Consider the following 26,664-nt stretch of genomic DNA (forward strand, 5'->3'; position numbering starts at 1 on the left):
GCTCTGGCACTGATGACGGTCATGCCAGACGTTCATTTGAACCGCCTGCTCCTGACGTTCAGCAGAAACTCGGAATTTCTCCGCCAGCACGGCTATTCACTGCGCTATGCGAGGTGCAACTCCTGAGCAGTAGGTAGAGTGAAGTGGTTTAACGCGGAAAAGGGTTACGGGTTCATCGAGACGGAGGGCAGCCCCGACGTGTTCGCGCATTTCAGCGCGATTCAGGCCCAGGGCTTCAAGAAGCTCAACGAGGGGGATGAGGTCGAGTTCGAGATTGAGCCCGGCCAGCGCGGCAAAGGCCCCCAGGCCAAGAACATCGTCGTGACCAAGGCGGCCCCGGCGAGCGCGAGCAGCGGCAGCTCCAGCGGCGGTGGCTACAGCAGCCGTCCCCCCCGCCGCGACCGCGACGACCGCTGGTAAGCGGAAAGGCGAGCAAGTTCAAGCCCCCAGCCGGAAAGGTTGGGGGTTTTTGCTATGTCCGGCGGTAGAGGACGTGAAAGGTGTCCACGAGCTTGAAAACCGCCTCCCCTACCCTGGCCTCTCCGTGGGGCATAGGTGGACGGCTGTTTGGAGCTGCCCAATCCTCACCCGCTCCCCCGGTCAAGATATAGAGGGCGTTTCACTCCCCATCGGGCAGTCTGGGCAAAGCCTGTTCATCCAGCGTGCGCCAAGTTTCCGCCGCGTCCAACAAGAGTTCCCGTGTAGGACGACCGAAATACAGCTCCGCGAAGTCTTCGTCATACCAGCCGAGCCGAAAAGCGGAGGCAAACGGCGAAAGCGCCATTTCCCCATCCTCGTCGTAAGTGAACCTCAGGGCATGAAGGAGCGTTTGTTCGTCTGGAGACCTGACGGCCCAAAGCGTTACCACTTCCGGCTGAGACAAGCTCACCTCAACTCCCGCCGCAGCCCCGCCGCCATCTGGAACCACTCGCGTTCCTGGCGGCGGTAGAGGCCCGTGGCCCGCTGCTCCGTCTTGGCAAGCTGGTCGAGAAGTTGCCCTGCCTCTGCCTGTCTCCCCTGCTTGAGCAGAAAGGCGGCGTAACGGGCGCGAGGCTCCTCCGTCGTGGCGGCGGTCATCGCTTCCCGGTAGGTCCCGTCGGCCTCGGCGGTCTTGCCCTGTGCCTCCTGCGCCTGGGCGAGCAGGGTCAGGCTGCGAGTGCGAGTGGCCGCGCTCGTCTTGAGGTCCACCCGGTTGAGAAGCCCTTCGGCGGCGGCGGCGTTGCCCCGGGCGAGTTCGAGTTCGGCGCTGGTGAGCAGCACCACCGGATCGTCCTCGTAGATGCCGCTCAGGAGGGGTTGCAGCGTCGCCTGCGCCTCATCGGGACGGCCCGCCCGGGCCAGGAGGGTGGCGAGGTCGGCGCGGTTGGCGAGGGTGTCGCTCTCGGCGAGCCGCTCCTGTGCCTCGCGAATGCGGGTGTCGAGCGGCTTGATCGCCTCCAGCCCCGCCCCTATCGCGGCTCCGGCTCGTCGCCCGCTGCCCCGCAGCGTGGGCAGGAACTCCAGGAAGAAGTAGACCAGCACGCCCAGGAAACCGCCCACGAACAGGCTGAACCCCAGCAGGGCAATCCAGATCGCTCCGCGCCGGGTCACGATGGCGTGGATCAGGAAGACGACGTTCAGGATGGTAAAGAGGGTAAACAACCAGGGCGCCTGGTTGAAGATGGCAAGCGGATTCATACCTTGATGGTACGGGCTGACGCCGCCGGACGTTCCGCGCCCCGGGCTTGTTCGGGAGACCATTTAGGCGGCCAGGGCTTGACACAACCCCGCCGCCACCCTATACTTCCTGGTCGCCGACCATGATGGGTTCGGACAGGAGAGCTTTGCAGGTAAGGGTCGCTCCGCTTTTGGACTCCTCAATCTAACAGTTTTCTTCAGGGGCACAGCCGAAGGTGGCTGGGGTCCCGCCTGCGCCGTTCTCTGCCCCGGGGCGGCACAGGGCATCAGCCTGGGCGCGAGGTGTGAATGAGCCTGAATAGCCAGAAACCGCGCATCGAGCGTTTCGGTGAGATCACCGAAGTGATCCCGCTGCCGAACCTGACCGAAGTGCAGGTGAACTCCTTCCGGGCGTTCCTGCAAGCCGACAAAGCGCCCGACCGCCGCGACAACACCGGCCTCCAGAGCGCCTTCCGCGAGGTCTTCCCCATCGACGAGACCGAGAAGGGCCGCTCCACGGGCCTCGTGCTCGACTTCTTGGAATACCGCCTCGGCGAGCCGCCCTACACCCCCGAGGAGTGCCGCGAGAAGGACCTGACCTACCAGGCGCCGATGTATGCCAAACTCCAATTGATCCACAAGGACAGCGGCCTGATCAAGGAAGATCAGGTGTTCCTGGGTGACCTACCGCTGATGACCGAGGACGGCTCGTTTGTCATCAACGGGGCCGACCGCGTGGTGATCAGCCAGATCCATCGCTCGCCCGGCGTGTACTTCACCTCCTCCTACAAGGGCATCAAGAAGCTCTACACCGCCGCCATCATCCCCATGCCCAAGCGCGGGCCGTGGATTGAGCTGGAGATGAATGCGGGCGTGCTGGAGATGAAGGTCAACAAGCGCAAGTTCCCGGTGGCGATGCTGCTGCGGGTGCTGGGCTACGACGACGCCCAGCTCCGCTCACTGTTCACCGAGTTCGAGCCCGACCTGGAACTCCCCGAGGACAAGAGCGCGGGCATGAGCGCCGACGAGGCCCTGCTGCGCCTCTTCACCGTGCTGCGCCCCGGCGACCCGCCCAAGCGCGACAAGGCGATCCAGTACCTCTACGGGCTGCTCGCCGACCCCAAGCGCTACGACCTGGGCGAGCCGGGCCGCTTCAAGATGAACACCAAGCTGGGCGTGAACCGCGAGGAGCGCACCCTGCTGACCTTCCAGGACGGCAAGTTCAGCGACGCGGGCCTGGTGGACACCATCCGTTACTTGATGGCGCTGCAACGCGGCCTGGAGACCGTGGGCCTGGGTGCGGACGAGGACGGCGTGGTGAACGAGGTGCCCGTCACGGAAGACGACATCGACCACCTCGGCAACCGGCGTGTGCGCACGGTGGGCGAACTGCTCGCCGACCAGCTCCGGGTGGGCATGGGCCGCATGGCGCGCGGCGTGCGCGAGCGGATGCTGCTGGGCAACCCCGACGCCGCGACGCCGACCAAGCTCGTGAACAACCGTCCCATCGTGGCGGCGATGCGCGAGTTCTTCGGACGCAGCCAGCTTTCCCAGTTCAAGGACCAGACCAACCCGCTTTCGGATTTGCGCCACAAGCGGCGTATCTCGGCCCTGGGGCCGGGCGGCCTGACCCGTGAGCGCGCGGGCTTCGACGTGCGCGACGTGCACCGCACGCACTACGGACGTATCTGCCCCATCGAGACGCCGGAAGGGGCCAACATCGGCCTGATCTCCTCGCTGTCGAGCTACAGCAAGGTCAACGAGCTGGGCTTCATCGAGGCGCCGTACCGCCGGGTCGAGGGCGGCCAGGTCACCGACGACGTGATCTATATGACCGCCGACATCGAGGACCGCTACACCATCGCGCAGGCGAACTCGCCGCTGAACGCGGACGGCACCTTCGCCGACGAGCGTGTGCTGGCCCGCCGCAAGGGTGACCCGCTACTGTACACGCCCGACGAAGTGGACTTCATGGACGTGTCGCCCAAGCAGATCGTCTCGATCAACACCTCGCTGATCCCCTTCCTGGAACACGACGACGCGAACCGCGCCCTGATGGGTTCCAACATGCAGTCGCAGGCCGTGCCGCTCGTGCGCGCCGACTCCCCCGCCGTGGGCACCGGCGTCGAGGAGCGCGTGGTCACCGACTCGGGCACCAGCGTGATCAGCGACGTGACGGGCCGCGTGAGCTACGTGGACTCGCGCGTGATCCAGGTGACGCTGACCGAGGACGCGCCGCAGGCGGGCATGGTGACGGGCAACATCCGCACCTTCGAACTCGTGCGCTTCACCCGCTCCAACCAGGGCACCAACCTCGACCAGCACCCCATTGTGAGCGTGGGCGAGGACGTGCGGCCCGGGCAGGTCATCGCGGACGGCCCCGCCTCCGACCTCGGGCGCCTCGCGCTCGGCCAGAACATCACCATCGCCATCATGCCCTTCGACGGCTTCAACTTCGAGGACGCGATCTGCATCTCGGAGGGGCTTGTCCGCAAGGATTTCTACACCTCGGTCCACATCGAGAAGGACGAGATCGAGGCCCGCGACACCAAGCTCGGCCCGGAGAAGATCACCCGTGACATCCCCGGCCTCTCGGAAGCCGCGCTCCGTGACCTCGACGAGGACGGCATCGTGCGCGTCGGAGCAGAAGTCAAGCCCGGCGACATCCTCGTGGGCAAGACGAGCTTCAAGGGCGAGAGCGAGCCGACCCCCGAGGAGCGTCTGCTGCGCTCGATCTTCGGCGAGAAGGCGCGCGAGGTGAAGGACACCTCCCTGCGCGTGCAGTCCGGTCAGGGCGGCATCGTGGTGAAGACGGTGCGCTTCCGCCGCGGCGACGAGGGCGTGGACCTCAAGCCCGGCGTGCGCGAGATGGTGCGCGTGTACGTGGCCCAGAAGCGCCAGCTTCAGGTCGGCGACAAGGTGGCGAACCGCCACGGGAACAAGGGCGTGGTCTCCAAGATTCTGCCCCCCGAGGACATGCCGTACCTGGAAGACGGCACCCCCGTGGACCTCGTGTTCAACCCGCTCGGCGTGCCCAGCCGCATGAACCTCGGCCAGATTCTCGAAACGCACCTCGGCGAGGTCGCGCGCCTGACCGGGCAGAAGTTCGTGACGCCCGTGTTCGACTCCGCCACCGAGGTCGCCATCAAGGAGATGCTGGAGGTCGCCGCTGCCGAACGCCTGCAACGCCGCAAGGACGAGGGCTTCGAGGTGGACAAGCGCGAGCAGGAGGTGCTGGAGCGCGCCGGGAAGCTCGGCGTGATCAACGCGCCCGGCGAGGACTACGAGCCCGCCCAGATGCAGCTTGCGCGCACCGGCAAGAGCGTCCTCTTCGACGGGCGCACCGGTGAGCCGATCTCCGGCCCGGTCGTGGTGGGCACGATGTACGTCATGAAGCTCTACCACATGGTCGAGGACAAGCTGCACGCGCGCTCGACCGGCCCGTACAGCCTCATCACCCAGCAGCCGCTCGGCGGCAAGGCGCAGTTCGGCGGCCAGCGGTTCGGCGAGATGGAAGTGTGGGCGCTGGAAGCCTACGGAGCGGCGCACACGCTGCAAGAAATGCTGACGATCAAGTCCGACGACATCGACGGACGCGACGCCGCCTACCAGAGCATCGTCAAGGGCGAGGAGGTGTCGGGAAGCACCATCCCCGAGTCCTTCAAGGTGCTCGTCAAGGAACTCCACTCCCTCGGCCTGGATGTCGAGGTGCTCGATAACGGCGACAAGGCCGTGGACATCTTCGAAGGGATGATGCCGAAGCGGTAAGGATGAGAGGACTTCAGCGCAACCGAACCCAAACGCAACGCAGATTCACCCGTGTTGTAGGTGCGTTGAACGCCTCCATCCTGACGATCTTGGCAATTATGCTCCTTGTGTCCGCGAACTACAGGAACAACAGCACCCAGATGTTATTGGCTGGTTTTTTCCTGATCTCGACTGTCTTGTTCAACGTGTGGTTGGCCTTTGACGTAGAGAGAAGCGGCACGAGGGGGAACGCCTCACAGGAGCCTGAATGAAAGACTTCAACAAGGTCCGCATCGCCATCGCTAGCCCCGCGAAGATTCGTGAGTGGTCGTTCGGCGAGGTCGAGAAGCCGGAAACCATCAACTACCGTACCCTGAAGCCCGAGCGCGAAGGTCTCTTCGACGAGCGCATCTTCGGGCCGATGAAGGACTACGAGTGCGCCTGCGGGAAGTACAAGCGCCAGCGGTACGAGGGCAAGGTCTGCGAGCGCTGCGGCGTCGAGGTGACCTCCTCCAAGGTCCGGCGCTACCGCATGGGCCACATCGACCTTGCCACGCCCGCCGCGCACATCTGGTACGTGAAGGACACGCCGAGCAAGATCGGCACCCTGCTCGACCTGTCCGCCGGGCAACTGGAGAAGGTGCTGTACTTCTCCTCCTTCCTGGTGACGCAGCCCCTGAACGCGCAGAAGGAAGGTCGTCCCCTCAAGCGCGGTGAGCTGCTGACCGACGACGAGTACCGCGAACTGCGCTTCGGGCGGCAGGAGACGTACACCATTCCGAACGGGCAGGAGGCCAACGTCCGCGACGGCGACTACGTGACGCGCGGGCAGTCCCTCGGCGGCAATGTCGTCTCGAAGATGGACGGCCTGGCCCAGTACCGCTTCCCCCGTCGCGCCGAGATTGCCTACGCCGAGCAGGTGGAGGCCAGCCTCCCGCTTCCCGCCGACGTGCTGGTGGAGCAGGACGCCTTCCGCGCGGGTGACATCCTCAGCGAACTCGAAGGGGACGTGCAGATCACGAGCCCCGTGGACGGCACCGCCTTCCTCGTGGACCTCGGCGAGGACAGCGTGCTGATCGAGCTGCGCGACACCGTGGCGGCCCCCGAGCCCGTGGAGGGCGAGGAGGAGCAGGAGGCGCCGAAGGGCGAGATCCTGGCCCGCGTGTACGTGCCTCACGGCATGAACGTGGCCGTCGTGCCCGGCGAGATCGTGGAGGCTGGAACCGTGCTGGCGAGCGCCAACGCGGGTGATCGCCTGCGCGTGAGCCGTGACAGCCGCCTCTCGGAAGTCACCTTCCCCAAGAAGAAGGGGGACGTGAAGGTGGGCGTCCACTGGACCCGCCGCGCCGAGTACCCCATCAACCCGACGATGCACGTCCTCGTGGGCGACGGCAGCGAGGTCCGCAAGGGCCAGAAGGTCGTCGGCGCCATCGACAAGGACGAGGAAGTGGTGGCCGAGGCGGACGGCGTGATCACCCTGCACGCTCCCGCGAGCATCATCGTCTCCAAGGCGAAGGTGTACGCCTACGGGGACGAGCCCCTCGTCGTGAACGGCGACCGCGTGGAGCCGGGCGACGAGCTGGCCGACTCCGGCAACCTCCGCTCCGAGATCAGCGGGCGCATCGAGATCGATCTCGTGCGCAAGCAGGTCCGGGTCATCGAGTCCTACGACTTCGAGGCCAAGATGGGCGCCGAGGCGGTCAAGGAACTCCTCGACGACCTCGACCTCGACGTGCTGGAGGCCGAACTCGGCGAGCAGATGAAGGACTCCTCGCGTCACAAGCGCGCCAAGGCCCGCAAGCGGCTGGAGGTCGTGCGGTCCTTCAAGCGCAGCGGCAACAGCCCCTCGTGGATGATCATGGAGACGGTGCCGGTCATGCCGCCCGACCTCCGGCCGATGGTGCAGGTGGACGGAGGTCGCTTCGCCACCTCCGACCTCAACGACCTGTACCGCCGCCTGATCAACCGCAACAACCGCCTCAAGAAGCTGATGAGCCAGGGCGCCCCCGACATGATCATCCGCAACGAGAAGCGGATGCTTCAGGAGGCCGTGGACGCGCTCATCGACAACGGGCGGCGCGGCAGCCCGGTCACCAACCCCGGCTCCGACCGTTCCCTCCGCTCGCTGACCGACCTGCTCGGCGGCAAGCAGGGCCGTTTCCGGCAGAACCTGCTGGGCAAGCGCGTGGACTACTCGGGTCGAAGCGTGATCGTGGTCGGTCCGCAGCTCAAGCTGCACCAGTGCGGCGTGCCGAAGCGCATGGCCCTCGAACTCTTCAAGCCGTTCCTGTTCAAGGTGCTGGAGGAGAAGGGCGAGGTCACCAACATCAAGCAGGCGCGCAAGATGCTGGAGCGCTACCGCGACACCCGCGACAGCGTGTGGGACGCGCTGGAAGAAGTCATCGAGGACAAGGTCGTGCTGCTCAACCGCGCGCCCACCCTGCACCGCCTCGGCATCCAGGCGTTCGAGCCCGTGCTGGTCGAGGGTCAGTCCATCCAGCTCCACCCGCTCGTCTGCGAGGCGTTCAACGCCGACTTCGACGGCGACCAGATGGCGATTCACGTCCCGCTGAGCGCGCAGGCGCAGGCGGAAGCCCGCATCCAGATGCTCAGCGCGCACAACCTGCTCTCGCCCGCGAACGGCGAGCCGAACGTCAAGCCCAGCCGCGACATCATCCTCGGCATCTTCACGCTGACGCAGCTCCGCCGCGACAACCTCGGCGCGGGCAGCGAGTTCGGGAGTGAGCAGGACGCGCTGGCGGCGCTGAGCGATGGCAAGGTCGCGCTGAACACGCCGATCAAGGTGAACGGCAATGAGACCAGCCCCGGGCGTATCAAGTACGTCTTCTCCAGCCCCGACGAGTCGATCATGGCCGTCGAGCGCGGCGAGATCGACTACCAGGACCACGTGCGCATCCGCCTGAACGGCACCGTGTACGAGACCTCCGCCGGGCGCGTGATGTTCCGCCGCCTCGTGCAGGAGGCGCTGGGCAACCAGGGCCACCTCGTGGACACGCTGGTGAACCTGGAGACCGCCTACGAGAAGGACAACCTCAAGGACATGATCATGGGGTGCTTCAAGCACCTCGGGATCGAGGCGACGGCGGGGCTGCTGGACGCGCTGAAGGACAGCGGGTTCAAGCTCTCCACCACCTCGGGCATCACCATCGGCATCGACGACATCGTGCTGCCGCCCAACAAGGCGGAGCTGCTGGCCGAGGCCGACGAGAAGCTCAAGTCCATCGAGCAGAACTACGAGTTCGGCTTCATGACGGAGGAGGAGCGGTACAAGCAGGTCGTACAGCTCTGGAACGACACCACCGACGAGGTGAAGAACGCGGTCTTCGAGAACTTCTCGCAGAACTACCCCTTCAACCCGCTGTGGATCATGTCGCAGTCCGGCGCGCGCGGTAACCCCCAGCAGATCCGTCAGCTCGCGGGGATGCGCGGCCTGATGGCCCGCCCGGACGGCTCGACCATCGAGGTGCCCATCAAGGCGTCCTTCCGCGAGGGCCTGACGGTGCTGGAGTACTTCATCTCTACCCACGGCGCGCGCAAGGGTGGCGCGGACACGGCGCTCCGTACCGCCGACTCCGGCTACCTGACCCGCAAGCTGGTGGACGTGGCCCACGAGGTCGTCGTCCGCGACGTGGACTGCGGCACCACCGACTACACGGTGATTCCGCTGGGCGCGACCGACGACCGCACGGGCGAGTGGCGCACCCGCAAGGGCAGCGAGATCGAGACGAGCATCTACGGTCGCACCCTGACGGCGGACGTGGAGGTCGCGGGCCGGACCCTTCCGGCGGGGCAGATGCTCAGCCTGGAAGATGTCAAGGCGATCACCAAGGACGCCAAGGCCATCGGCGAAGTGTTCGTCCGCACGCCGCTGAACTGCCGCGTGAAGGCGGGCGTGTGCCAGAGGTGCTACGGCTACGACCTCTCGCAGGCCAAGCCCGTCTCCATGGGTGAGGCGGTCGGCGTGGTCGCCGCCGAGTCCATCGGTGAGCCCGGCACGCAGCTCACGATGCGCACCTTCCACACGGGCGGCGTGGCGGGCGGCGGCGATATCACGATGGGTCTGCCCCGCGTGATCGAGCTGTTCGAGGCCAGAAAGCCCAAGAACCAGGCGGTCGTGGCCGACCGTGACGGCGTGGTCCGCATCGAGGAGGAGGAGGAGCGCTACCTCGTGCGCATCGAGGCCGAGGACGAGGCCTTCAGCTCCAAGACCGCGACCAAGATCAGCAAGGGCCTGCGCCTCGTCGTCCGCGACGGCGACCGGGTGGAGGCGGGCCAGCCCCTGACCCGCGGCGCGGTCAACCCACACGACCTCCTGCTCTACCGCGATACCGACGCGGCCCAGCGTTACCTCGTCGAAGAGGTGCAGCGCGTGTACCGCTCGCAGGGCGTGAAGGTGCACGACAAGCACATCGAGGTCATCGTGCGGCAGATGCTGCGTTACGTGGAGATCACCGACGGCGGCGACACCGACCTGCTCGAAGGGCAGACGGTCGAGCGCTGGGAGGTCGATGGGGCGAACGAGGCGCTGGGCGAGGGCAAGACGCCCTCCTCGTGGAAGCCCGTGCTCCTCGGCATCACCAAGAGCAGCCTGACGACCAAGAGCTGGCTGTCGGCGGCGAGCTTCCAGCACACGACCCACGTGCTGACCGAAGCCTCCATGCGCGGCCAGGTGGACGACCTGATCGGCCTGAAGGAGAACGTCATCCTCGGCAAGCTGATCCCGGCGGGCACGGGCCTGACGACCGTCCGCGAGATGCAGGTCGCCGACGAGCGCACGCTGGAGAAGTACGGCGAGGACAGCCGCAGCCCCGACTCGGTGACGGGCACCCAGCGGTACGACGACACCCGGCCCGGCAGCACGCCGACCGTTCCCGGCTACGCGGACTGAGCACGGCCAACCTTCTTGACCCCCACTCGGAGACGGGTGGGGGTTTTGTTATTCCACCTCGCGCGCCACCTTCTGCGACTCATCGCTGTAGAGGGTGGCGTAGTGCTGCCCCAGGCTGACCAGGAACTGCATCTCCTCGTGCGTCGTCCGTGCCGAGAGCCGCGTCTCAAAGCTCAGCAGCAGCGCCCCATAAGCGAGAGAGGCGGCACCCAGGATGGCGAGCACCACCGGAGCGAGGCCGAACGCTGCCCCTACCAGCGCCCCCGAGCCGATCAGGATGCTCGTCAGCACGAGAAGGGCGACCGCCACGTACAGCGCCGTCATCGCCCGCTGGATGATGCGGGTGCGGCGGGCGAGACGGGGCAACTGGCGGATGATCATCCTCTTCTCCTCGCGCGCCAGCGGTTCCTGCTGCCCGTCTTCGGAGACGAGGACCTTGAACCGGGCGGTGAGGTGCCGCACCCGGTCGGTGGTCCGCCCGAGCCGTGTGCTCGTGCTCATCAGGAGGGTGCCCGCGCCGCTGATCAGCACGGCGGGGGTGATCATCGCCGCGAGGACGCTGAGGGTGGGGTTGGGCGCGGACATGGGCTTAGGGTAAAGCGGGTGTGGGAAGGGGCGGGGGCGTTGCTTGCACGTCCGGTGTCAGCGAGGTCAGACGCACGCCTTCGCGCGGCGCTCAGTTTCGCTCCAGGGTGGAGGCGAACTGTCCCCCTGCCCGTCAGCCCTGAGCAAGCCACGAGCGCAACGGAGGAGGCATGAGCTGCCGCACCTCCAATTGGGTGACCGCCACCCACTCGAAGGTGAGATGTGACTCTACGGCTGGGACCGCCTCCCACCGCACGAGCTCAGGACTTGAGGCGACGAAGACGTGATTGACCTCGTGGTGCAGTCGACCTGTCCTGTCCGTCCACCTATGCTCGACGACGCCAACGAACGCGCCCACCTGAAAGATCAGTCCCGTCTCCTCGTGCAGTTCCCGGGCGAGGCAGGCCCGGAGGCCTTCCGCCGGTTCGACGTGGCCTCCCGGCAGGAACGTGTTGGAGTGCCCCCGCGCCCGCGCGAGAAGCACGTGCCCCTCGTGTTCGATGACGGCGCGGGCGAGCAGGTGTAGTTGAGGAGGATGCGCCACTGCGTCAGCATACGGGCCAGGAATTCCTCGCCCTGAACCGTGCCCCATACCTCTCCCCACCCTACCCAACACGCTAAACTTTCCTGATGCAGCTTCTCCTCGACCTTCACCCCGATCAGTACCCGCTGGAAGGCTTCCGGCGGCGGCAACTGCTGGAGTGGGTCTTCGTGCAGGGCGTGGGCACCTTCGACGCCATGACGAACCTTCCGGCGGAGGCTCGCGCCGACCTTGCCTCCAGCTTCCAGCTCAACCCCTTCAAGGACATCGAGACCGTTCGCAGCGCCGACGGCTCGGTCAAATACCTCTTCACGTTGCAAGACGGGCGGCAGATGGAAGCCGTCTACATGCCCTACCTCGACCGCAAGACGATCTGCGTCTCGACGATGGTGGGCTGCCCCGCGAGGTGCGCCTTCTGCGCGACGGGCGCGATGGGCTTCGGGCGCAACCTGACGCCGGGCGAGATCGTGGGGCAGGTCCTCGCGGTGGCGGGCGGCGAGGGCATCGCGCCGCGTGAACTCCGCAACCTCGTCTTCATGGGCATGGGCGAGCCGCTGCTGAACTACGCGAACACGATGGCGGCGGCGCGCATCCTGCTCCACCCGCAGGCGCTCGGCATGAGCAAGCGGCGGGTGACGCTCTCGACGGTGGGCCTGGCGAACGGCATTCGCAAACTCGCGCAGGAGGACGACCTCGGCATCAAGCTGGCGATCAGCCTGCACGCGCCCGACGAGGAGACCCGTCAGCGGATTATCCCGACGGGCGCGGCCAACTCCATTCCCGAGATCATGGCCGCCGCCCGCGAGTACCAGGCGGTGACGGGTCGGCGGGTGACGCTGGAGTACGCCATGCTGCGTGGGGTAAACGACCACCTCTGGCAGGCGGAGTTGCTGGCCGACCTGCTGGGCGGGCTGGTGAGCCACGTCAACCTGATCCCCATGAACCCCTGGGACGGCTCGGGCTTCGAGTCGAGCAGCGAAGCGCAGATTCAGGCGTTCTACGACACGCTGGAGGCCCGGGGCGTGGACGTGAGCGTGCGGCGTTCGCGCGGCAAGGATGCCGGGGCGGCGTGCGGGCAGCTCGCCTTGAAGCGGCCCGGGGCGGTGGCGGGGATGGTTCCGGCCTGACCTCACGAGCCTCCCTGTGGACGTGCCTTCCTTGACTGGAGGGCACGTTTTTTCCTGGCCGGGCGGGATGACCTCGGCCCAACACAGCGGTCGCCCTGCCGTGGAACAATTACGGCGCCCAGCGCCCACACCGCGAGTAAGGGTTCAGAAAGAGCCGCGTCGTTACGATTCCCCCGTTCCCCCGTACAGGAGGCCCCCGGTGACTCAACCTACCCCCCTGGTGCTGCTCAGCCTCTTGCTGGCCGCCGCTCCCGCCGCCTCGGCACAGACGCTGGTCGAGACCTCGACCGCCGTCTCCGTGCAGAACACGTTGACGCAGACGGGCACGCCCGCCGCCGTCCCCCGTGTTCCGGCCCTGCCCATCCCACCGGCCCCCCCCACGGCACCCTCCTCGCCCGCCCCGGCGGCCTCCACTCCGGCCCCCGTCCCCATCACCCCCCTCACCCCGGCGCAGGTCGCCGCGCTCGGGCAGGCGCAGGCGGCGCTGCGCGGCGGGCAACTCGGGCAGGCGCGCACCCTGTTCGAGCGGCTGATCGCGCAGAACTACGCGCAGCCGGAACCTCACTTCGGGCTGGGCCTGACCCTGTTCGCGCAAAACGACCTGCGCGGGGCGGCCTTCGAGTTCACGCAGCTCGTGGCCCTGGCTCCGGGCCGCTACGAGGGACCGTACAACCTGGGGGTCATCGCCACCCGCGAGGGGCGCCACGCCGACGCGCTGAAGTTCTACGGTGAGGCGGCCAACCTGGCGCGCGGCAAGGCGGGCACGGCCACCGTGCGGCAGGTGCTGGGGGCCCTCGCCGCCGAGCAGACCCGCGCCGGGGACTTCGCCGGGCTGAGCACCACCCTCGGCGAGGTCGCGGCGCTCGACCCGAACGACGTGGACGCGCAGTTCCGGCTGGCGCAGGCCCGCACGCTGGCGGGGCAGGGCGCCCTGGCGCTGCCGGGGGCCTACGCCGTCTTGCAGCGTCAGCCTGCCCACGTAAACGCCGCGCTCCTGGTCGCCGACATCTACGTGGCGCAGGGCCTATCCAACCGGGCGGTGCGTGAACTCGACGCGGCAGCCGGGCGGGTTTCCCGGGCAGAAGACCGGGGGCGGCTGCTGCTGCGCAAGGCGGACGTGCTGGCAGCGTCGGGTGACGCACGCGGGGCGGTCCTCGCCGCGCAGGAGGCCACCCGCGCGGATATGCGCAGCGCCGCCGCCTTCGCCCGCCTTGCCGAATTGCGGGTCGTGCGGGGCGACCGCTCCGGGGCGCTGGCCGCCTACCAGAGCGCCGTGCGGCTCGCGCCCCGGGACGCCGGGTACCGGGTCGGGCTGGCCGCCCTGCGGCTCGCCCTCGGGCAGAATGCCGACGCGGCGCGGGACGCCGCCCAGGCCCTGCGCCTGAGCCCCGAGCCCGCCACCCTCGCCCGCGCGCAGTTCGTGCGGGGGCTGGCCGCCTACCGCCAGGGCCAGCACGGCCCCGCGCGCGCCGCCCTGCGCTCCAGCGCCCTGGTCTCCCCCAGCGCCGACACCTTCCTGTGGCTGGGCCTGAGCGCCTACGCACAGCAAGACTACGCGGGCGCCGCCACCGCCCTCAGCGAGAGCGTGCGGCTCGACCCGACCCCCGCCGCCCGCCAGAACCTCGCCTCGGCGCTCCTCGCCTCGGCCCGCTACCCCGAGGCCGAGGCCGTGCTGCGCGGACTGGTGGGTGAACAACCGAAGAACAACGAGGCGTGGTATCTGCTCGGCCTGGCCCAGCGGGCCCAGACCCGCGAGGCCGAGGCCCGGCAGTCCCTGAAGACCGCCGCGAATCTCGGCAACGCCAAGGCCCAGGGGGCCCTGAAGTGACCCGCGCGTCCGGCAAGGCCCGCCGCTGGCCCGACGTCTTGATCGGCCTGCTGGTGCTGCTGCTGCTCGGCGGCTTCGCCTTCCTCCTGGTCGGCCAGCGCCCCGAGCCGGTGGCGCAGGCCCCCACCCCCACCCCCCCACCCGTGACCGAACCCGCACCCGAGCCCATCACCATCCCCACCGCGCCGGGCACCGGGACGACGGGGGAAGACCCCACCGCGACCGTCACGCCCCCCAGCTCCTCCGAGGAGACGGGGGGCGCGACCTCGACGACGGACAACGCCGCGACGATCACCGACCAGACGGCGCCGAACACGTCCCCGGCCACGCCGACGGACGGCCAGGGGGGCGCGGCGACGACCGACTCGCCCCCCGCGACGGAGCTTCCCGTGGTGCCCGCCGCCCCCATCGAGGAGGCTCCGGCGACGACCGCGGCGCCCGACCCCGCGGCCAGCGAGCCGGCGGACTCGCCCCCCGCGACCACGCCGCCTGCCGCGGCCCCGACCGCTCCTCCCCGGGCCGCCGCTGCCGTGCCCACGAGCGAGCAGCGCACGCCCCTGCGCAGCGACTACCGGGTGAGCCTGGGGTCGTTCGCAACGAGCCGCACGGCACAGCGGCTCACCCAGGGGGTCAGCGACCTGGGCTACACCGTCTACCCCATCGATCTGGGCGATCAGGTGGTGGCGCAGATCGGCCCCTTTGCGGACGAGGCGACCGCCCGCCGGGCCCTGGCAGAGATCCGGCGGGCCTACCCGGGGGCCGTTCTCTACCCGCCGCGGGGACGGAGCCTGCGGGGCGACACGACCGAGGACACGGCTCCCCCCGCGTCCACCCCCAGCACGCCGGGCACGTCCCGGCCTTCGGCCCCCAGCCCGGCGCCCGCCGCGGCGGCACCCGCGGCACCGCCCCCCGCTCCCCCCGAGGCGGTGCCTGCCCCCGGGCCGTCGACCCCGCCCCCTCCAGCCGCCTCTCCCGCCGCAGCCGAGCCTAAGGCGAGCACCCCGGCGGCTTCGGGCGGCCCGGTCTACCTGCAACTCGGGGCCTTCGACCAGGTGGAGAGCGCACAGGGCCTCGTCTCGCAGCTTCGGCAGGAGGGCTACGCGCCCACCGTGAACGCCCCCGACGGGCGCAAGGTGACCGTCCTCGTGGGCCCTTTCAGCGGCACGGCCCTCACCAACGCCGAGACGAACCTCGCGGCGAAGGGCCACGACTTCTTCCGGGTGCGGTGAAGCGGGTGACCGGGATTCCCACCGCCACGATCAGCCGCCTGGTGACCTACCTCCGCATCCTGGAGGGGCTGGAGACGCAGGACGTCCCCCGCACGAGCAGCACCGACCTCGCCGAACGTGCCGGGGTGACGGCCTTTCAGGTGCGCAAGGATCTGGCGTACTTCGGGCGCTTCGGCACCCGCGGCATGGGGTACACGGTGCCCGTCCTCAAGCGGGAACTTCTGCGCGTGCTGGGCCTGAACCAGACCTGGAACGTGGTGATCGTGGGGGTGGGGCGGCTCGGGCAGGCCATCGCCAATTACCCGGGGGCGAGCGACTACCAGTTCCAGTATGTCGGCCTCTTCGACGTGAACCCCAATCTCATCGGGACCGGAGTGCGCGGCCTCACGGTGCGGCACACCGACGAGCTGCGCGACTTCGTGGGGGGGACCCGGGTGGACATGGGCTTTCTGGCCGTGCCCCCCGAGCGCGCGCAGGACGCGGCCCAGAGCCTCGCCGACGCGGGGGTGCGCGGCATCCTCAATTTTGCCCCGGTCGTGATTCAGCCGCGCACGGTGGAACGCTCCGGTTTGCAAGAAATTGGTGACGAATGGCGTGGTGTGATCGTGGAGAACGTGGATTTCCTGGCGGGCATGAAACGCCTCGCCTTTTACATCCTCAACCCCGATCTCAGCAGCGCCGAACCGGAGGACACTGACGAATGAAGAGACTGCCGCTCCTGACCTTGCCCCTGCTCCTCGCCGCCTGTGGAACCGTCATTCCTGACACCGGGCGCAACGTGAAGGTGACGGCGAGCGCCAGCACCATTACCCTCTCCCCCGACGGCACCTCCGACGCGGGGACGACCTACACGTTCACCAATCCCGCCGGCGCCAAACCCACCGCCATCACGAGCGCCACCGTTTCCTGGGGCACGGGCGCGGATCAGAGCGCCACAGTCACCATCCCCGCCGTCAGCCTCCCTGCCGGCCTGACCTGCGCGGCTGCGGCCACCGACCCCACCGCCGCCTGTGATTACAACGTCAGCGGCACGGATTTCGGCGCGCGGAGTGTGACCGCCGCCATCAGCGACAGCACCCTCTTCGCCAAGGCTTACGCGGCCAACCCCAGCGCCAAGAAGCTTCCCGTCAGCGTGACCTTCAATGGGGCGGCCAACGCGGTGAACTTCGCACTCAGCGTGAGCAGCACGGGCAGCAGCGGTGGGGACGGCAGTGAGACCCCCGTCGCCAAGGCGCCTGCACCCGTCCTGACGATCAATACCTCTGGAAGTCAGCCTTACGGCGGGAGCCTCAGCGTCACGGCGGCGGGCAACTTCGACGTCATCAGCACTGTCGACCGGGTGATTCTGGAGATCACGGACGCCAAGGGAAACGTAGACAACACCACCTACACGAGCACTTCCCCGACGGCCACCTTCAGCATCGACACGTCGAAATTCGTGGACGGCAACCTCACCCTGAAAGTCATCGCCCTGACCAAGGAAGGTCTGCGCGGCGAGACGGCAGCCAAGACGGTCCAGGTTCAGAATGTCTCCGCTCCCAGCCTGTCGATTCTCAGCCCCGATGCAAACGCCACCCTGACGGGCCCCACCACCGTTCGTGTTCAGTTGCGCCAAAGTTCTTCCACCTTCACCCTGAACCCTCAGGACGCCAGCGGCAACGACGTTCGTCTGGATGTGCGCGACTTCCGTGGCAACGTGGTCAAGACGACCTACGGCAAGGCCGTGCGGATCAGCGACGGGGTGTACGAGGCGTACATTCCTCTCGATCTGGTCGGCCCGGACTTCTCCAGCAACACGTACTCGCTGGAGGTCACCGCACAGGCCAGTCTGGCGGATGGGTCCTCGCGCACGGTCAGCGCAGGCGAGTCCATCAGCACCCAGGTCAGCGACAACAAACCCCCGGCCCTCAGCATCATGATGCCCGCCTACATCACCGATCCCTACACCGGCGCGAACGTTCGCGGCATCCTCTCGCGCAACTCCGCCCTCATGATCCAGGCGAGCGACGACAACGGCGTGAGCAGCCTGCGGGTGGATTTCGTCTGTGACGCGGCCACCGCTTTGGCTGGGCAGACCTGCCCCCGTGCTCCCTACAGCTACAACATTCCCGTCGGTGCGGGCGGCATCTTATTCCGGGTGTTCGAGATCGGGGCGCTGCTGGACGCTCAGCCCTATGTGCAAAACGGCAACTACACCCTGCGCATTACCGCCTACGACGGCTCGAACGCGAACATTCAGGAGTTCCCGGTGCGGGTTTCCCGTACGGCGGTCGATAGCGATATCGACAACCTGGCCGGTCAGTCCACGGTCGATAACATCGTCTACGACACCAGATCGAACGAACTCAACATCGTCTCCGCCCGCTGGATCGTTCCTGGAACGACGGCCAACCCCGTTCGGGTGGCGACTCTCGCCTACGACAATGACCTCGCCAGTCTGGCACCCACGCGTCAGCGTATCGATCCGGTCTTTCCGGCAGGCACGAGCGTTGAATTGATCCAAAGCTTCAACGCGCCGGGCATTTACCGTGTCGACTTTATCGTGCAGGATTTGGTCACGGGGGTGACGCGTTACTACCAAGGTGGTGAGGTCGTGGTGAAGAGGAACACGAGCACTCAACCCGCCCCCTGAGCGGTTCGCGAACATTGTTCCATAATCTTCCCTGTCCGGGTCCGCGTGGCCCGGGCAATGTCTTTGACCATCTACAAGAAGGGCTGCCCCTCCCGGAGTCTTGAGGAGGGACAGCCCTTCTTCACAGGCTCAGAACTTGATCGTGTACTCCGCGAACCCGTCCTCGCGCGTGCGCAGCAGCGTCGCCCCGGCGGGCAGCGACTTCTGGGCGTTCGGGCTGCTCACGTACAACAGGGTCGCGCCGGGGATGGGCGTGAGCTTCCAGTTGCCGTCGGCGGAGGGGTTCACGGTCTTCTGCTCGGTGAAGTAGCGCACCAGGGCCTCGCGGGTCTCGTCGGGCGCCTGGAGGATGATGTTCTTGCCCGTCAATCCCGGGAACGAGCCGCCGCCCGAGGCGCGGTAGTTGTTCGTGGCGATCACGAATTGAGCATTCGGGTCGATGGGCTTGCCCTGGAACTGAAGATTCTTGATGCGGCGGGCCCCCGCGTTCACCAGCTCTCCCTTGGCGTTGTAGCGCGAGGGCTGGGTCACGTCGATCTCGTAGGTCACCCCGTCGAGGATGTCGAAGTTATAGGTGGGGAAGGAATCGTCCACGAGCGCCTGAGGCTCGGTCTTCGTGGGGTCGATCTGCCGGAACTGCCCGGCAGCGCGCTCCAGCCACTCCCCCACGCCCGCGCCGTTCACGAGGACGGCCTGCACGGTGTTCGGGTACACGTACAGGTCGGCGACGTTCTTGATCGCCAGGGTCCCGGCGGGGATATCCGTGTAGTAGCTCGCCCCGCCCCGGCCCCCGGCCTTGAAGGGCGCGGCGGCGGAAAGCACGGGCAAGTCCCTGTACTCGGTGTTGGCAAGCGCCGCCTTCACGTAGGCGGTCTGGGCGTTGCTGACAAGCTGCACGCTGGGGTCGTCCTGCACGAGCGCCCAGTAGGAGGTGATGGGGGCGGTGAGGTCGGCGACCTTGCCGCGCACGTAGGCGAGGGTGGCCTCGTGCGCCCGCCGGACGGCCTGGGCGATGCGGGGGTCGGGGGTGACGAGGCTCTTTTTCGCCGTCTTGTCCCAGATCGGGCGGATGGCGGCTTGCCCGTCGGCCACCGTCCACCGCTGGGCCCGGCGGTCGTAGCCCAGTTTGAGGTCCACGACGCCGAGGTCGTTGCCCCAGAAGCCCGCCATCACGACGGGCTTGCCGTTGATGGTGCCCTTGGTGATGTCGGCTCCGGGGATGCTCTTGTACACCGGCCCGGGAAACTCCTGGTGGCTGTGGCCGCTGAGCACCACGTCGATGCCGTCCACCTTGGTCAGCTCGGTGGCGACGTTCTCCTGGCCGGGCTGGTAATCGGCGGTGATACCGGAGTGGGCGACGGCGACCACGATGTCCGCCCCCTGCGCCTTCATCTGCGGCACGAACTTGCGGGCCGTCTCCACGATGTCGGCGGTGACGATCTTGCCGTCGAGGTTGGCCTTGTCCCAATTCACGATCTGCGGGGGCAGCAGGCCGATCACGCCGACGTTGAGGATGTAGGGGCGGCCCTCGGTGTCATACACGACCTTGCGCTGGATCAGGTAGGGGGTGAAGGCGTTCTCGCCGGGCTTGCCGGTGCCGTCGTCCTTGTAGGCGTTGGCGCTGACGTAGGGCATGGGCGCGGCGGCGAGCACCTGCCCGAGGAAGGGCAGGCCGTAGTTGAACTCGTGGTTGCCGAGATTGCCCGCGTCGTACTTCAGGACGCGCATCGCCGCGTGCATGGGGTGGAGCTGGCCTTCTTTAAGCGGCTGCACCCGCGCCACGAGGTCGCCCAGGGGATTGCCCTGGATCAGGTCGCCGTTGTCGTAGAGCAGGGTGTTGCGCTTCTCGCCCCGCGCCTGCTGGATCAGGGTGGCGGTGTACTCGAAGCCGAACTCGCCCGTGGGCTTGTCCTGGTAATAGTCGTAGCCCAGCGCGTTCGTGTGGAGGTCGGTCGTTTCGAGGATGCGCAGCTCCACGGTCTGCGCGCCCGCGCCACCAAGGGCGCTGCCCAGCAGCAGGGCGGTCATGAGAGCAAGTTGCTTTTGCACGCCCTTCAGAATACGCCGCCGGGTCAGGGTTGTGTATGGCCGGAAAGAGGGGCGAGGTGCCCTGGTCCCAGATCGCGGGCCGCCCGTACCCCGAGCAGCCCGAGGGTGAGGTCGAGTTCGGCCAGCACGTTCCCGATGACCTCCCGCACCCCCGCCTCTCCCGCCAGCGCGAGGCCGTAGGCGTAGGGCCGCCCGAGGAGCACCGCCCGCGCCCCCAGCGCGAGCGCCTTCGCCACGTCCGAGCCCGTGCGGATGCCGCTGTCGAAGAGAACGGGCATTCCCGCCGCCGCCGCGACCACGCCGGGCAGGGCGTCCAGCGCCGCCACCTCCCCGTCGATCTGGCGTCCACCGTGGTTGCTGACAATCACTCCGTCCACCCCGCGCCGGGCGGCCTCGCGGGCGTCTTCGGGGTGGAGGATGCCCTTGAGGAGCAGGGGCAGCCAGGTCCACTCGCGCAGGCGGCTCACGTCGTCCCAGGAGAGGTCGGGGCGGGTGTAGGTGGCGGTGAAGCGGGCGGCGGCGGCACGCACCTGGGCGGGAGTCAGGCCGAACGCTCGACCCTTGGCGGCGAGGTCGGCCCCGGCGCGCAGCAGGGCGGGGGTGCGGGGCGGCTGGACGGCGGGGGCCGGGAGCGGAGTATCCAGCCGCGAGCGGAACACCGGGTCACTGAGGTACTGGGCGATGCCGCGCCCGCGCAGGAAGGGCAGGTGCCCCAGCCCCAGGTCACGGGGCCGCCAGCCCAGCAGCGTCGTGTCGAGGGTGAGGACGATGGCCCGCGCCCCACAGGCTTCAGCCCGGCGGACGAAGGAGCGGGTCACCTCGTCGTCGGTGCCCCAGTAGAGCTGGAAGAGGCGGGGGCTTTCCCCCATCGCCCGCGCGCAAGTCTCCATCGGGACCGACGCCTGGGAGCTGAAGACGAAGGGCACCCCCTCGGCGGCGGCGGCGCGGGCGACGGCGAGGTCGGCCTGCGGGTGAGCACACTCCAGCACGCCGATGGGGGCGAGGAGCAGGGGCGTGGGGAGGGTCTGGCCGAGCAGCTCCACGCTCAGGTCGCGCTCGCGGGTGCCGCCGAGCATCCGGGGCAGAAGGCGCACCCGCTCGAAGGCGGCGAGGTTCGCCCGCATCGTCCGCTCGGTTCCTGCCCCGCCCGCGAGGTAGGCGAAGTCGGGGGCGCTGAGTTTTGCCCGGGCCGCCGCTTCGAGCCTTTCCGGATTCACTGGCACGCGCGGACGCTCGCCGCCCAGGCCGCGCACGTACACGCGCGTCTGTCTCGACCTGCCCGGTCCTGGTCCGATGTTCGTCATGCTGCCTCCCTGGGTGTGGCGTTCGGGGAGGATAACGCGCGAGCGTGCCCTGCTCGGCGGGGACCTATGCTGAACGGCACTTCTCTCACCCCCAGGAGGTCCCATGTCCCCCGCTGACCAGCCCCGCCCTCCATCCCACCCCTCGCCCGCCACCTCCGTCCAGACGATGGGGCTGGCCGCCGTGCTCACCGCCCTGGGTGCCGTGGTGGTCGCCCGTGCCCGCACCCGGCCCAGCGAGGCCCAGCTCAAGGAGGCCGCCGTGCGTGTCTTCACCGCTGCCCTGCCCGCCCCTCGGCCCTTCGCGGTGCGGCTGTGGGACGGCAACGAATTGCCCGGCGCACAGACTCCGCCCGCCGCGCGACTCGTCCTGAACTCCCCGGAGTCTCTGGGCCGGATGCTCCGTCTCCCGCTCGACGTGGCGCTGGGTGAGGCGTACCTGCGCGGCGACTTCGACATCGAGGGCGACTTCGGCAGGGTGGTGGGGCTGGCCGACACGTTGAATCCACAGTTCTCCCCGGCGCAGGTGGCCTCCCTGCTGCGCGACGTGAGCCTGCTGCGCCGGGGGGTCAGCGCCCGGCCTCCCACGCCGCTCGCCCGGCTGCACGGCGAGTCGCACAGCCGCGAGCGCGACCGGCAGGCCGTGCAGGCGCACTACGACGTGTCCAACGACTTCTACCGGCTGTGGCTGGACACGCGGATGGTGTACTCGTGCGCGTACTTCCCACGCGGCACGGAAACGCTCGACGAGGCGCAGGAGGCCAAGCTGGAGCTGATCTGCCGCAAGCTGAGGCTAAAAGGAGGCGAGCGCCTCCTCGACCTCGGCTGCGGGTGGGGCGGGCTGGCGATCTACGCGGCGCAGCGGTACGGGGTGCGCGTGCTCGGGGTGACGCTCTCGGAGGCGCAGCTCCACGAGGGCCGGGCGAGGGTGAAGGCGGCGGGACTCTCGCACCTCGTCACGCTGGAGCTGCGCGACTACCGGGACGTGACGGGCGAGTTCGACAAGATCGCGAGCGTCGGCATGGCCGAGCACGTGGGCCGCCGCAACATGCCCGAGTATTTCGCCGCGGCCCACCGGGTCCTGAAGCCCGGCGGCCTGATGATGAACCACGCCATCGCGGACGGGCTGGGGCAGGCGCGGGTCTCCAACCTGATCCAGTCGGGGAACTTCGCGCGCCGCTACGTCTTCCCCGACGGCGAACTGCTGCCGATTTGGGAGACGTTGAAATACGTCGACGCCGCCCTCTTCGAGGTGCGCGACGTGGAGAACCTGCGCGAGCACTACGCGCGGACAACCGCCCTCTGGGCAAGGCGGCTGGAGGCGCGTGGGGACGAGGCCCTCGCCGCGCTGGGCGAGGAACGTTACCGGCTGTGGCGCATCTATCTCAACGCCTGCGGGTACTACTTCTCCGCCGGACACCTCAGCATCTTCCAGACCCTCCTCGCCAAGCCGGACGAGCGGCGGCACGTGCCCCTGCCGAGGAGCCGGGCGGACCTGTACGCGGACGGGAGGCTGTAGAGCGCGAAGGCCAGGGGAGGCGACTACAGCGCCGCCGCCAGCCGACCGAACAGCGCGGGCACGGGCGGCGCGTCTCCCCCGTTCACCCAGCCGAAGCGGCGGTCGCGCAGGTCGGCGTCCTCCCCCACCCCCAGCCCGCCGGGGAAGCGGGGGCGGAGGTCGAGGGGGCCTGCGACCTCACGCGCGCCGGGGAGGACGCTCAGGGCCCGCTCCACCTCCCGCGCGTGGCCGAAGTGCATCAGGTGGACTTCCTCCCCGTCCTGCCAGGCGAAGCGGGCGCCCACGTCCCCGAGGGCGGCGAGGCTCCCGGGCGCCGCGACATGCCGCACGCTCAGACCCGGGCGCAGCCGCAGGGTGACCTCCAGCGCCTCGCCCATCACCCCGAACGAGCCGACGAAGGGGCGGGTGAGGTCGTAGCCCTGGACGTTCTTCACCGTGCGCCCGCCCGCCCGCACGACGCGGCCCGAGGGAGCGCGGAAGGTCACGCCGAGCACCTCCGCCCCGAAGAAGAAGGTCTGCCCGAAGCCTCCGCGTGAGACGAGGCCACCCACGCCGCCGGGCAGTTCGACGCGCGGGAAGGGGGGAAAGAGACCGGGAGGGAGGGCCGCGTACACCTCCAGCAGTCCGGTGTCGCCGCTCACCGTCACCGTCTGGTCGCCCGGGGAGAGGTCAAGGATGGGCATGGGCGCCGTCCCCCTCCTCGTCCGGGAGAATCTTGCCGGGGTTGAGCAGCCCCCGGGGATCGAGGGCGTGCTTGACGCTCCACAGGGCGCCGAGGGTGACGGGATCGACCGCCTCGCGCATGAAGGGGCGCTTCATGGTGCCGATGCCGTGCTCGCCGCTCAGGACCCCGCCGTGCCGGATGGCGACGAGGGCGATCCTGTGCGCGAGATCGTGGACGGCCTGCGGGGACTCGCGCCGGGGGTCGAAGAGGACGTTGGGGTGCAGGTTGCCGTCCCCGATGTGCCCGAACTGGACGAGGGGCAGGCCCGAGGCGTCCCCGAGCGCGCGGATCTCGCGGACCACCTCGGGCAGCACGCTCCTGGGCACCACGATGTCCTCGTTCATGCGCTGGGGGCGGATGCGGCCCAGGGCGGGGCTGACGCTGCGGCGGGCCTGCCAGAGGGCGGCGCTCTCCGCATCACTCTGAGCCCGGCGCACGGCTCCTCCGGCCTTCAGGCACGCGGCCTCCACGAGCGCCCGCTCCTCCTCCACCGTCTCCAGGTCGTCCCCGTCGGTGTCCACCAGCAGCACCGCCCCCGCCTCGCGCGGCAGGCCGATGTCGAGGAAGTCTTCCACCGCGTTCGTGCACGCCCGGTCCATGAACTCCAGCTTGCTCGGCACCGCCCCGGCGGCGATGGCGGCGCTCACCGCCTCGGCAGCCTCGCCCACCTCGGGGAAGCTCGCCATCAGGGTGCGGGTGTACCGCGGCGGCGGGGTGAGACGCAAGGTCACCTCCGTGATCAGGCCGAGCGTCCCCTCCGAGCCGATCAGGAGCCCGGCGAGGTCATAGGCGTCGCGGGTGAGTTCATGCACCTCGCCGCCCTCGTCCACGAACTCCAGCGCCTTCACGTAATCGCCCGTCACCCCGTACTTGAAGCACATCGGCCCGCCCGCGTTCTCGCCGAGGTTGCCGCCGATGGTGCTCGTGCGGAAGGAGGCCGGGTCGGGAGGGTAGATCAGGCCGTGGGGCCGCGCCTTTTCGGTCACGCTCAACGTCACCACGCCCGATTGCGCCCGCGCCTCACGCCGCTTCGGGAAGACCTCCAGCCGGGTCATGCGGGTGAAGGAGACCACCAGCGACTCGCGGAGCGGCGCCGCCCCGCCGCTCAGCCCGCTCGCGGCGCCGCGCCCGACGATGGGCACGCCCGCCGCCCGCGCTGCCCGCACCGCCGCCACCACGTCCGCCGTCGACTCGGGCAGCACGACCGCCAGGGGTACCGCGCCGAACTGAATGGCGTCGTAGCGGTAGTTCAGCCGCTCGGAGCGGGCCGAGAGTACTTTCTTCGGTCCGAGGCTGCGGGTCAGCTCGGCGGCGAGGGGATTGTCCGGCACGCCGTTCGAGCGGGGTCGAGGGGCGGGGGAACTGGGGGTAGGAGCGAGTTTTTCAGGGATCATAGGCAACCCCTCCGACCCCTTCGGGGCCACCTTCCCTTAAAAGGAAGGCATGGTGCCTGATTTTCCGGCTCCCCTCTCAGGAGACTCGTACGAGCTGCTTGCAAAGCTGTCGGCGCAGCCGACTGAGTGGTCGTCAGCGACCAGCTCACAATTCCCCCCGGTACGCCAGGTCCAGCACCTCGACCGTGTGCATCACCGGCACCCGGTCCCCCGCTCGGCGCACATGGCTCTGAATCTGGGTGTGGCAGCCGATGTTGCCGCTGGCGATGAGGTCGGGGGTGGTCGAGAGGATGTTCCTCGCCTTGCGGATGCCGAGCTGGTTCGCCAGTTCGGGCTGTTCGAGGTTGTACGTTCCCGCCGAGCCACAGCACAGGTCGCCTTCCGGCACCTCGGCCACCGTCACGCCGGGAATGGCGCGCAGCAGTTCGCGGGGGGCGGCACGGACGCCCTGCGCGTGGGCGAGGTGGCAGGCGTCGTGGTAGGCGACGGTCAGGGGGCGCGAGGTGGGCATGGGCCGCTCCAGGTCACCCTCGCGCAGGAGCCCCCCCAGGTACTCCGAGATGTCCTGCACCTTCGCCGCGAAGGCCCGCGCCCGCTCCTCGTCCGGCAGACCGTGCAGGACCACCGGGTATTCCTTGAGCCCTGCCCCGCAGCCCGCCGCGTTGGAGAGGATCGCGTCGTACTCGTCTGGATGGAAGGCGTCCAGGTTCTGACGGACCAGCCGCAGGGCCTCGTCGCGGGCGCCCGTGTGGAGGGCGGCGGCCCCGCAGCAGCCCTGCCCTTCGGGGATGACGACCTCGACGCCGTTGCGGGAGAGCACCCGCAGGGTGGCGGCGTTGAAGTTGGGCGTGAGGGCCTGCTGGGCGCACCCGGCGAGGAAGGCGACCCGGCCCCGCCTCTTGCTCTTCGCAGGGGTGAACCCGGCGTTCGGCTGCATCGCCGGGACCCGCTCCGGCAAGAGGTCCATCGGGGCGCGCAGGGCGGCGGGCAGCAGGGGGGCGAGCGGCTTAGCGTACTGGCCGATCCTCGCCGCGACGCTGAAGACCTTCGGGGCGGGAAGAATCTTGAGGATGGCCGAGCGCTTGGCCCGGTCGAGGGGGCTGCGCTGGCGCCGGGGCTCGCTCCAGCCGCGGAAGGAGGTGATGAGTTCGCCGTAGGGCACGCCGCTGGGGCAGGCGGTCACGCACGCCTGACAGCCCAGGCAGCGGTCGAGGTGGGGGGCGGCGTCTTCGAGGGGAAGCGCGCCCTCCAGCACCTCCTTCATCAGGACGATGCGCCCGCGCGGGGAATCCATCTCGTCGCCGAGCAGCGCGTAGGTCGGGCAGGCGGGCAGACAGAAGCCGCAGTGAACGCAGGCGTCGACCGCGTGCGCCATCACCTCGCCCTGTGGCCCCAGTTGAAGCACGGGAATCTCGTTGTTCAC

18 protein-coding genes are annotated in these 26,664 nt (G+C 68.8%); 9 read left to right on the forward strand and 9 right to left on the reverse strand.

Going from position 1 to position 26,664, the window contains the following annotated elements; translation table 11 throughout:
- The first annotated feature begins 138 nt into the window (after positions 1–138).
- Positions 139–420, forward strand: coding sequence for a cold-shock protein (locus A7B18_RS22825; RefSeq protein WP_102125649.1), 282 nt, complete (start codon positions 139–141; stop codon positions 418–420).
- Positions 421–619: 199 nt separating this feature from the next.
- On the opposite strand, the gene A7B18_RS05270 is transcribed toward A7B18_RS22825, so the two are convergent.
- Together A7B18_RS05270 and A7B18_RS05275 are read right to left on the reverse strand one after the other, a co-directional pair.
- Positions 620–928: an immunity 22 family protein gene (locus tag A7B18_RS05270; protein WP_146009465.1), complete on the reverse strand. Its 309-nt coding sequence runs from the start codon at positions 926–928 to the stop codon at positions 620–622.
- Positions 886–1,677 carry a hypothetical protein gene (locus tag A7B18_RS05275; RefSeq protein WP_102125651.1) on the reverse strand — a complete coding sequence of 264 codons (792 nt, stop codon included), beginning with the start codon at positions 1,675–1,677 and terminating at the stop codon, positions 886–888. Before A7B18_RS05275 ends, A7B18_RS05270 begins: the two co-directional genes overlap by 43 nt.
- Positions 1,678–1,965: 288 nt before the next feature.
- Between A7B18_RS05275 and rpoB the strand changes: the two genes are divergently transcribed.
- Together rpoB and rpoC are read left to right on the forward strand one after the other, a co-directional pair.
- Positions 1,966–5,424 carry a DNA-directed RNA polymerase subunit beta gene (gene rpoB, locus A7B18_RS05280; protein WP_102125652.1) on the forward strand — a complete coding sequence of 1,153 codons (3,459 nt, stop codon included), beginning with the start codon at positions 1,966–1,968 and terminating at the stop codon, positions 5,422–5,424.
- A 247-nt stretch (positions 5,425–5,671) separates the two neighbouring features.
- Positions 5,672–10,312, forward strand: coding sequence for a DNA-directed RNA polymerase subunit beta' (gene rpoC, locus A7B18_RS05290; RefSeq protein ID WP_102125654.1), 4,641 nt, complete (start codon positions 5,672–5,674; stop codon positions 10,310–10,312).
- Between the two features lie 48 nt (positions 10,313–10,360).
- Here rpoC and A7B18_RS05295 read toward each other — a convergent pair whose 3' ends face one another.
- Positions 10,361–10,897: a DUF2721 domain-containing protein gene (locus tag A7B18_RS05295; protein ID WP_102125655.1), complete on the reverse strand. Its 537-nt coding sequence runs from the start codon at positions 10,895–10,897 to the stop codon at positions 10,361–10,363.
- A 133-nt stretch (positions 10,898–11,030) separates the two neighbouring features.
- Complete coding sequence (locus A7B18_RS23075) at positions 11,031–11,489, reverse strand: NUDIX domain-containing protein (RefSeq protein WP_102125656.1); 459 nt, start codon at positions 11,487–11,489, stop codon at positions 11,031–11,033.
- Between the two features lie 38 nt (positions 11,490–11,527).
- Here A7B18_RS23075 and rlmN point away from each other — a divergent pair, with 38 nt between their 5' ends.
- From rlmN to A7B18_RS05330, 5 genes are all read left to right on the forward strand, one after another.
- On the forward strand, positions 11,528–12,565 hold the full coding sequence (rlmN, locus tag A7B18_RS05305) for a dual-specificity RNA methyltransferase RlmN (protein ID WP_102125657.1): 1,038 nt from the start codon (positions 11,528–11,530) through the stop codon (positions 12,563–12,565).
- Positions 12,566–12,764: 199 nt separating this feature from the next.
- Positions 12,765–14,393, forward strand: a complete 1,629-nt coding sequence (locus A7B18_RS05310; RefSeq protein WP_245872750.1) for a tetratricopeptide repeat protein — start codon at positions 12,765–12,767, stop codon at positions 14,391–14,393.
- Positions 14,390–15,622, forward strand: coding sequence for an SPOR domain-containing protein (locus A7B18_RS05315; RefSeq protein WP_180970027.1), 1,233 nt, complete (start codon positions 14,390–14,392; stop codon positions 15,620–15,622). The genes A7B18_RS05310 and A7B18_RS05315 overlap by 4 nt, the downstream gene beginning before the upstream one ends.
- A 5-nt stretch (positions 15,623–15,627) precedes the next feature.
- Entirely contained in the window at positions 15,628–16,326 is a 699-nt protein-coding gene (locus A7B18_RS05325) for a redox-sensing transcriptional repressor Rex (RefSeq protein WP_102125761.1), read from the forward strand.
- Entirely contained in the window at positions 16,323–18,254 is a 1,932-nt protein-coding gene (locus A7B18_RS05330) for a hypothetical protein (RefSeq protein WP_102125659.1), read from the forward strand. The genes A7B18_RS05325 and A7B18_RS05330 overlap by 4 nt, the downstream gene beginning before the upstream one ends.
- Before the next feature lie 129 nt (positions 18,255–18,383).
- Here the strand turns inward: A7B18_RS05330 and cpdB are convergent, their stop codons facing one another.
- Complete coding sequence (cpdB, locus tag A7B18_RS05335; protein ID WP_102125660.1) at positions 18,384–20,282, reverse strand: 2',3'-cyclic-nucleotide 2'-phosphodiesterase; 1,899 nt, start codon at positions 20,280–20,282, stop codon at positions 18,384–18,386.
- A 44-nt stretch (positions 20,283–20,326) separates the two neighbouring features.
- A complete protein-coding gene (locus tag A7B18_RS05340) occupies positions 20,327–21,607 on the reverse strand; it encodes an alpha-hydroxy-acid oxidizing protein (protein ID WP_102125661.1) in 1,281 nt (426 codons plus the stop codon).
- A 103-nt stretch (positions 21,608–21,710) separates the two neighbouring features.
- On the opposite strand from A7B18_RS05340, the gene A7B18_RS05345 reads away from it, so the two are divergent.
- Positions 21,711–23,123 carry an SAM-dependent methyltransferase gene (locus A7B18_RS05345; RefSeq protein ID WP_102125662.1) on the forward strand — a complete coding sequence of 471 codons (1,413 nt, stop codon included), beginning with the start codon at positions 21,711–21,713 and terminating at the stop codon, positions 23,121–23,123.
- Between the two features lie 23 nt (positions 23,124–23,146).
- On the opposite strand, the gene A7B18_RS05350 is transcribed toward A7B18_RS05345, so the two are convergent.
- From A7B18_RS05350 to glcF, 3 genes are all read right to left on the reverse strand, one after another.
- A complete protein-coding gene (locus tag A7B18_RS05350) occupies positions 23,147–23,806 on the reverse strand; it encodes a DUF5639 domain-containing protein (RefSeq protein ID WP_102125663.1) in 660 nt (219 codons plus the stop codon).
- Complete coding sequence (locus tag A7B18_RS05355) at positions 23,793–25,241, reverse strand: FAD-binding oxidoreductase (protein WP_102125664.1); 1,449 nt, start codon at positions 25,239–25,241, stop codon at positions 23,793–23,795. The genes A7B18_RS05350 and A7B18_RS05355 overlap by 14 nt, the downstream gene beginning before the upstream one ends.
- A 145-nt stretch (positions 25,242–25,386) precedes the next feature.
- Positions 25,387–26,616 (reverse strand): glycolate oxidase subunit GlcF, encoded by a 1,230-nt coding sequence (gene glcF, locus A7B18_RS05360; RefSeq protein ID WP_425430318.1) that lies wholly within the window; start codon positions 26,614–26,616, stop codon positions 25,387–25,389.
- Between the last annotated feature and the right edge of the window lie 48 nt (positions 26,617–26,664).

This window comes from Deinococcus planocerae (assembly GCF_002869765.1).
Lineage (GTDB): Bacteria > Deinococcota > Deinococci > Deinococcales > Deinococcaceae > Deinococcus > Deinococcus planocerae.

Coding starts and splice junctions, on each gene's coding strand:
- A7B18_RS05275 (WP_102125651.1), bottom strand. CDS start 1,677: ATGAATCCGCTTGCCATCTTCAACCAGGCGCCCTGGTTGTTTACCCTC.
- rpoB (WP_102125652.1), top strand. CDS start 1,966: ATGAGCCTGAATAGCCAGAAACCGCGCATCGAGCGTTTCGGTGAGATC.
- rpoC (WP_102125654.1), top strand. CDS start 5,672: ATGAAAGACTTCAACAAGGTCCGCATCGCCATCGCTAGCCCCGCGAAG.
- A7B18_RS05295 (WP_102125655.1), bottom strand. CDS start 10,897: ATGTCCGCGCCCAACCCCACCCTCAGCGTCCTCGCGGCGATGATCACC.
- A7B18_RS23075 (WP_102125656.1), bottom strand. CDS start 11,489: ATGGGGCACGGTTCAGGGCGAGGAATTCCTGGCCCGTATGCTGACGCA.
- rlmN (WP_102125657.1), top strand. CDS start 11,528: ATGCAGCTTCTCCTCGACCTTCACCCCGATCAGTACCCGCTGGAAGGC.
- A7B18_RS05330 (WP_102125659.1), top strand. CDS start 16,323: ATGAAGAGACTGCCGCTCCTGACCTTGCCCCTGCTCCTCGCCGCCTGT.
- cpdB (WP_102125660.1), bottom strand. CDS start 20,282: ATGACCGCCCTGCTGCTGGGCAGCGCCCTTGGTGGCGCGGGCGCGCAG.
- A7B18_RS05340 (WP_102125661.1), bottom strand. CDS start 21,607: ATGACGAACATCGGACCAGGACCGGGCAGGTCGAGACAGACGCGCGTG.
- A7B18_RS05345 (WP_102125662.1), top strand. CDS start 21,711: ATGTCCCCCGCTGACCAGCCCCGCCCTCCATCCCACCCCTCGCCCGCC.
- A7B18_RS05350 (WP_102125663.1), bottom strand. CDS start 23,806: ATGCCCATCCTTGACCTCTCCCCGGGCGACCAGACGGTGACGGTGAGC.
- A7B18_RS05355 (WP_102125664.1), bottom strand. CDS start 25,241: ATGATCCCTGAAAAACTCGCTCCTACCCCCAGTTCCCCCGCCCCTCGA.
- glcF (WP_425430318.1), bottom strand. CDS start 26,616: ATGGCGCACGCGGTCGACGCCTGCGTTCACTGCGGCTTCTGTCTGCCC.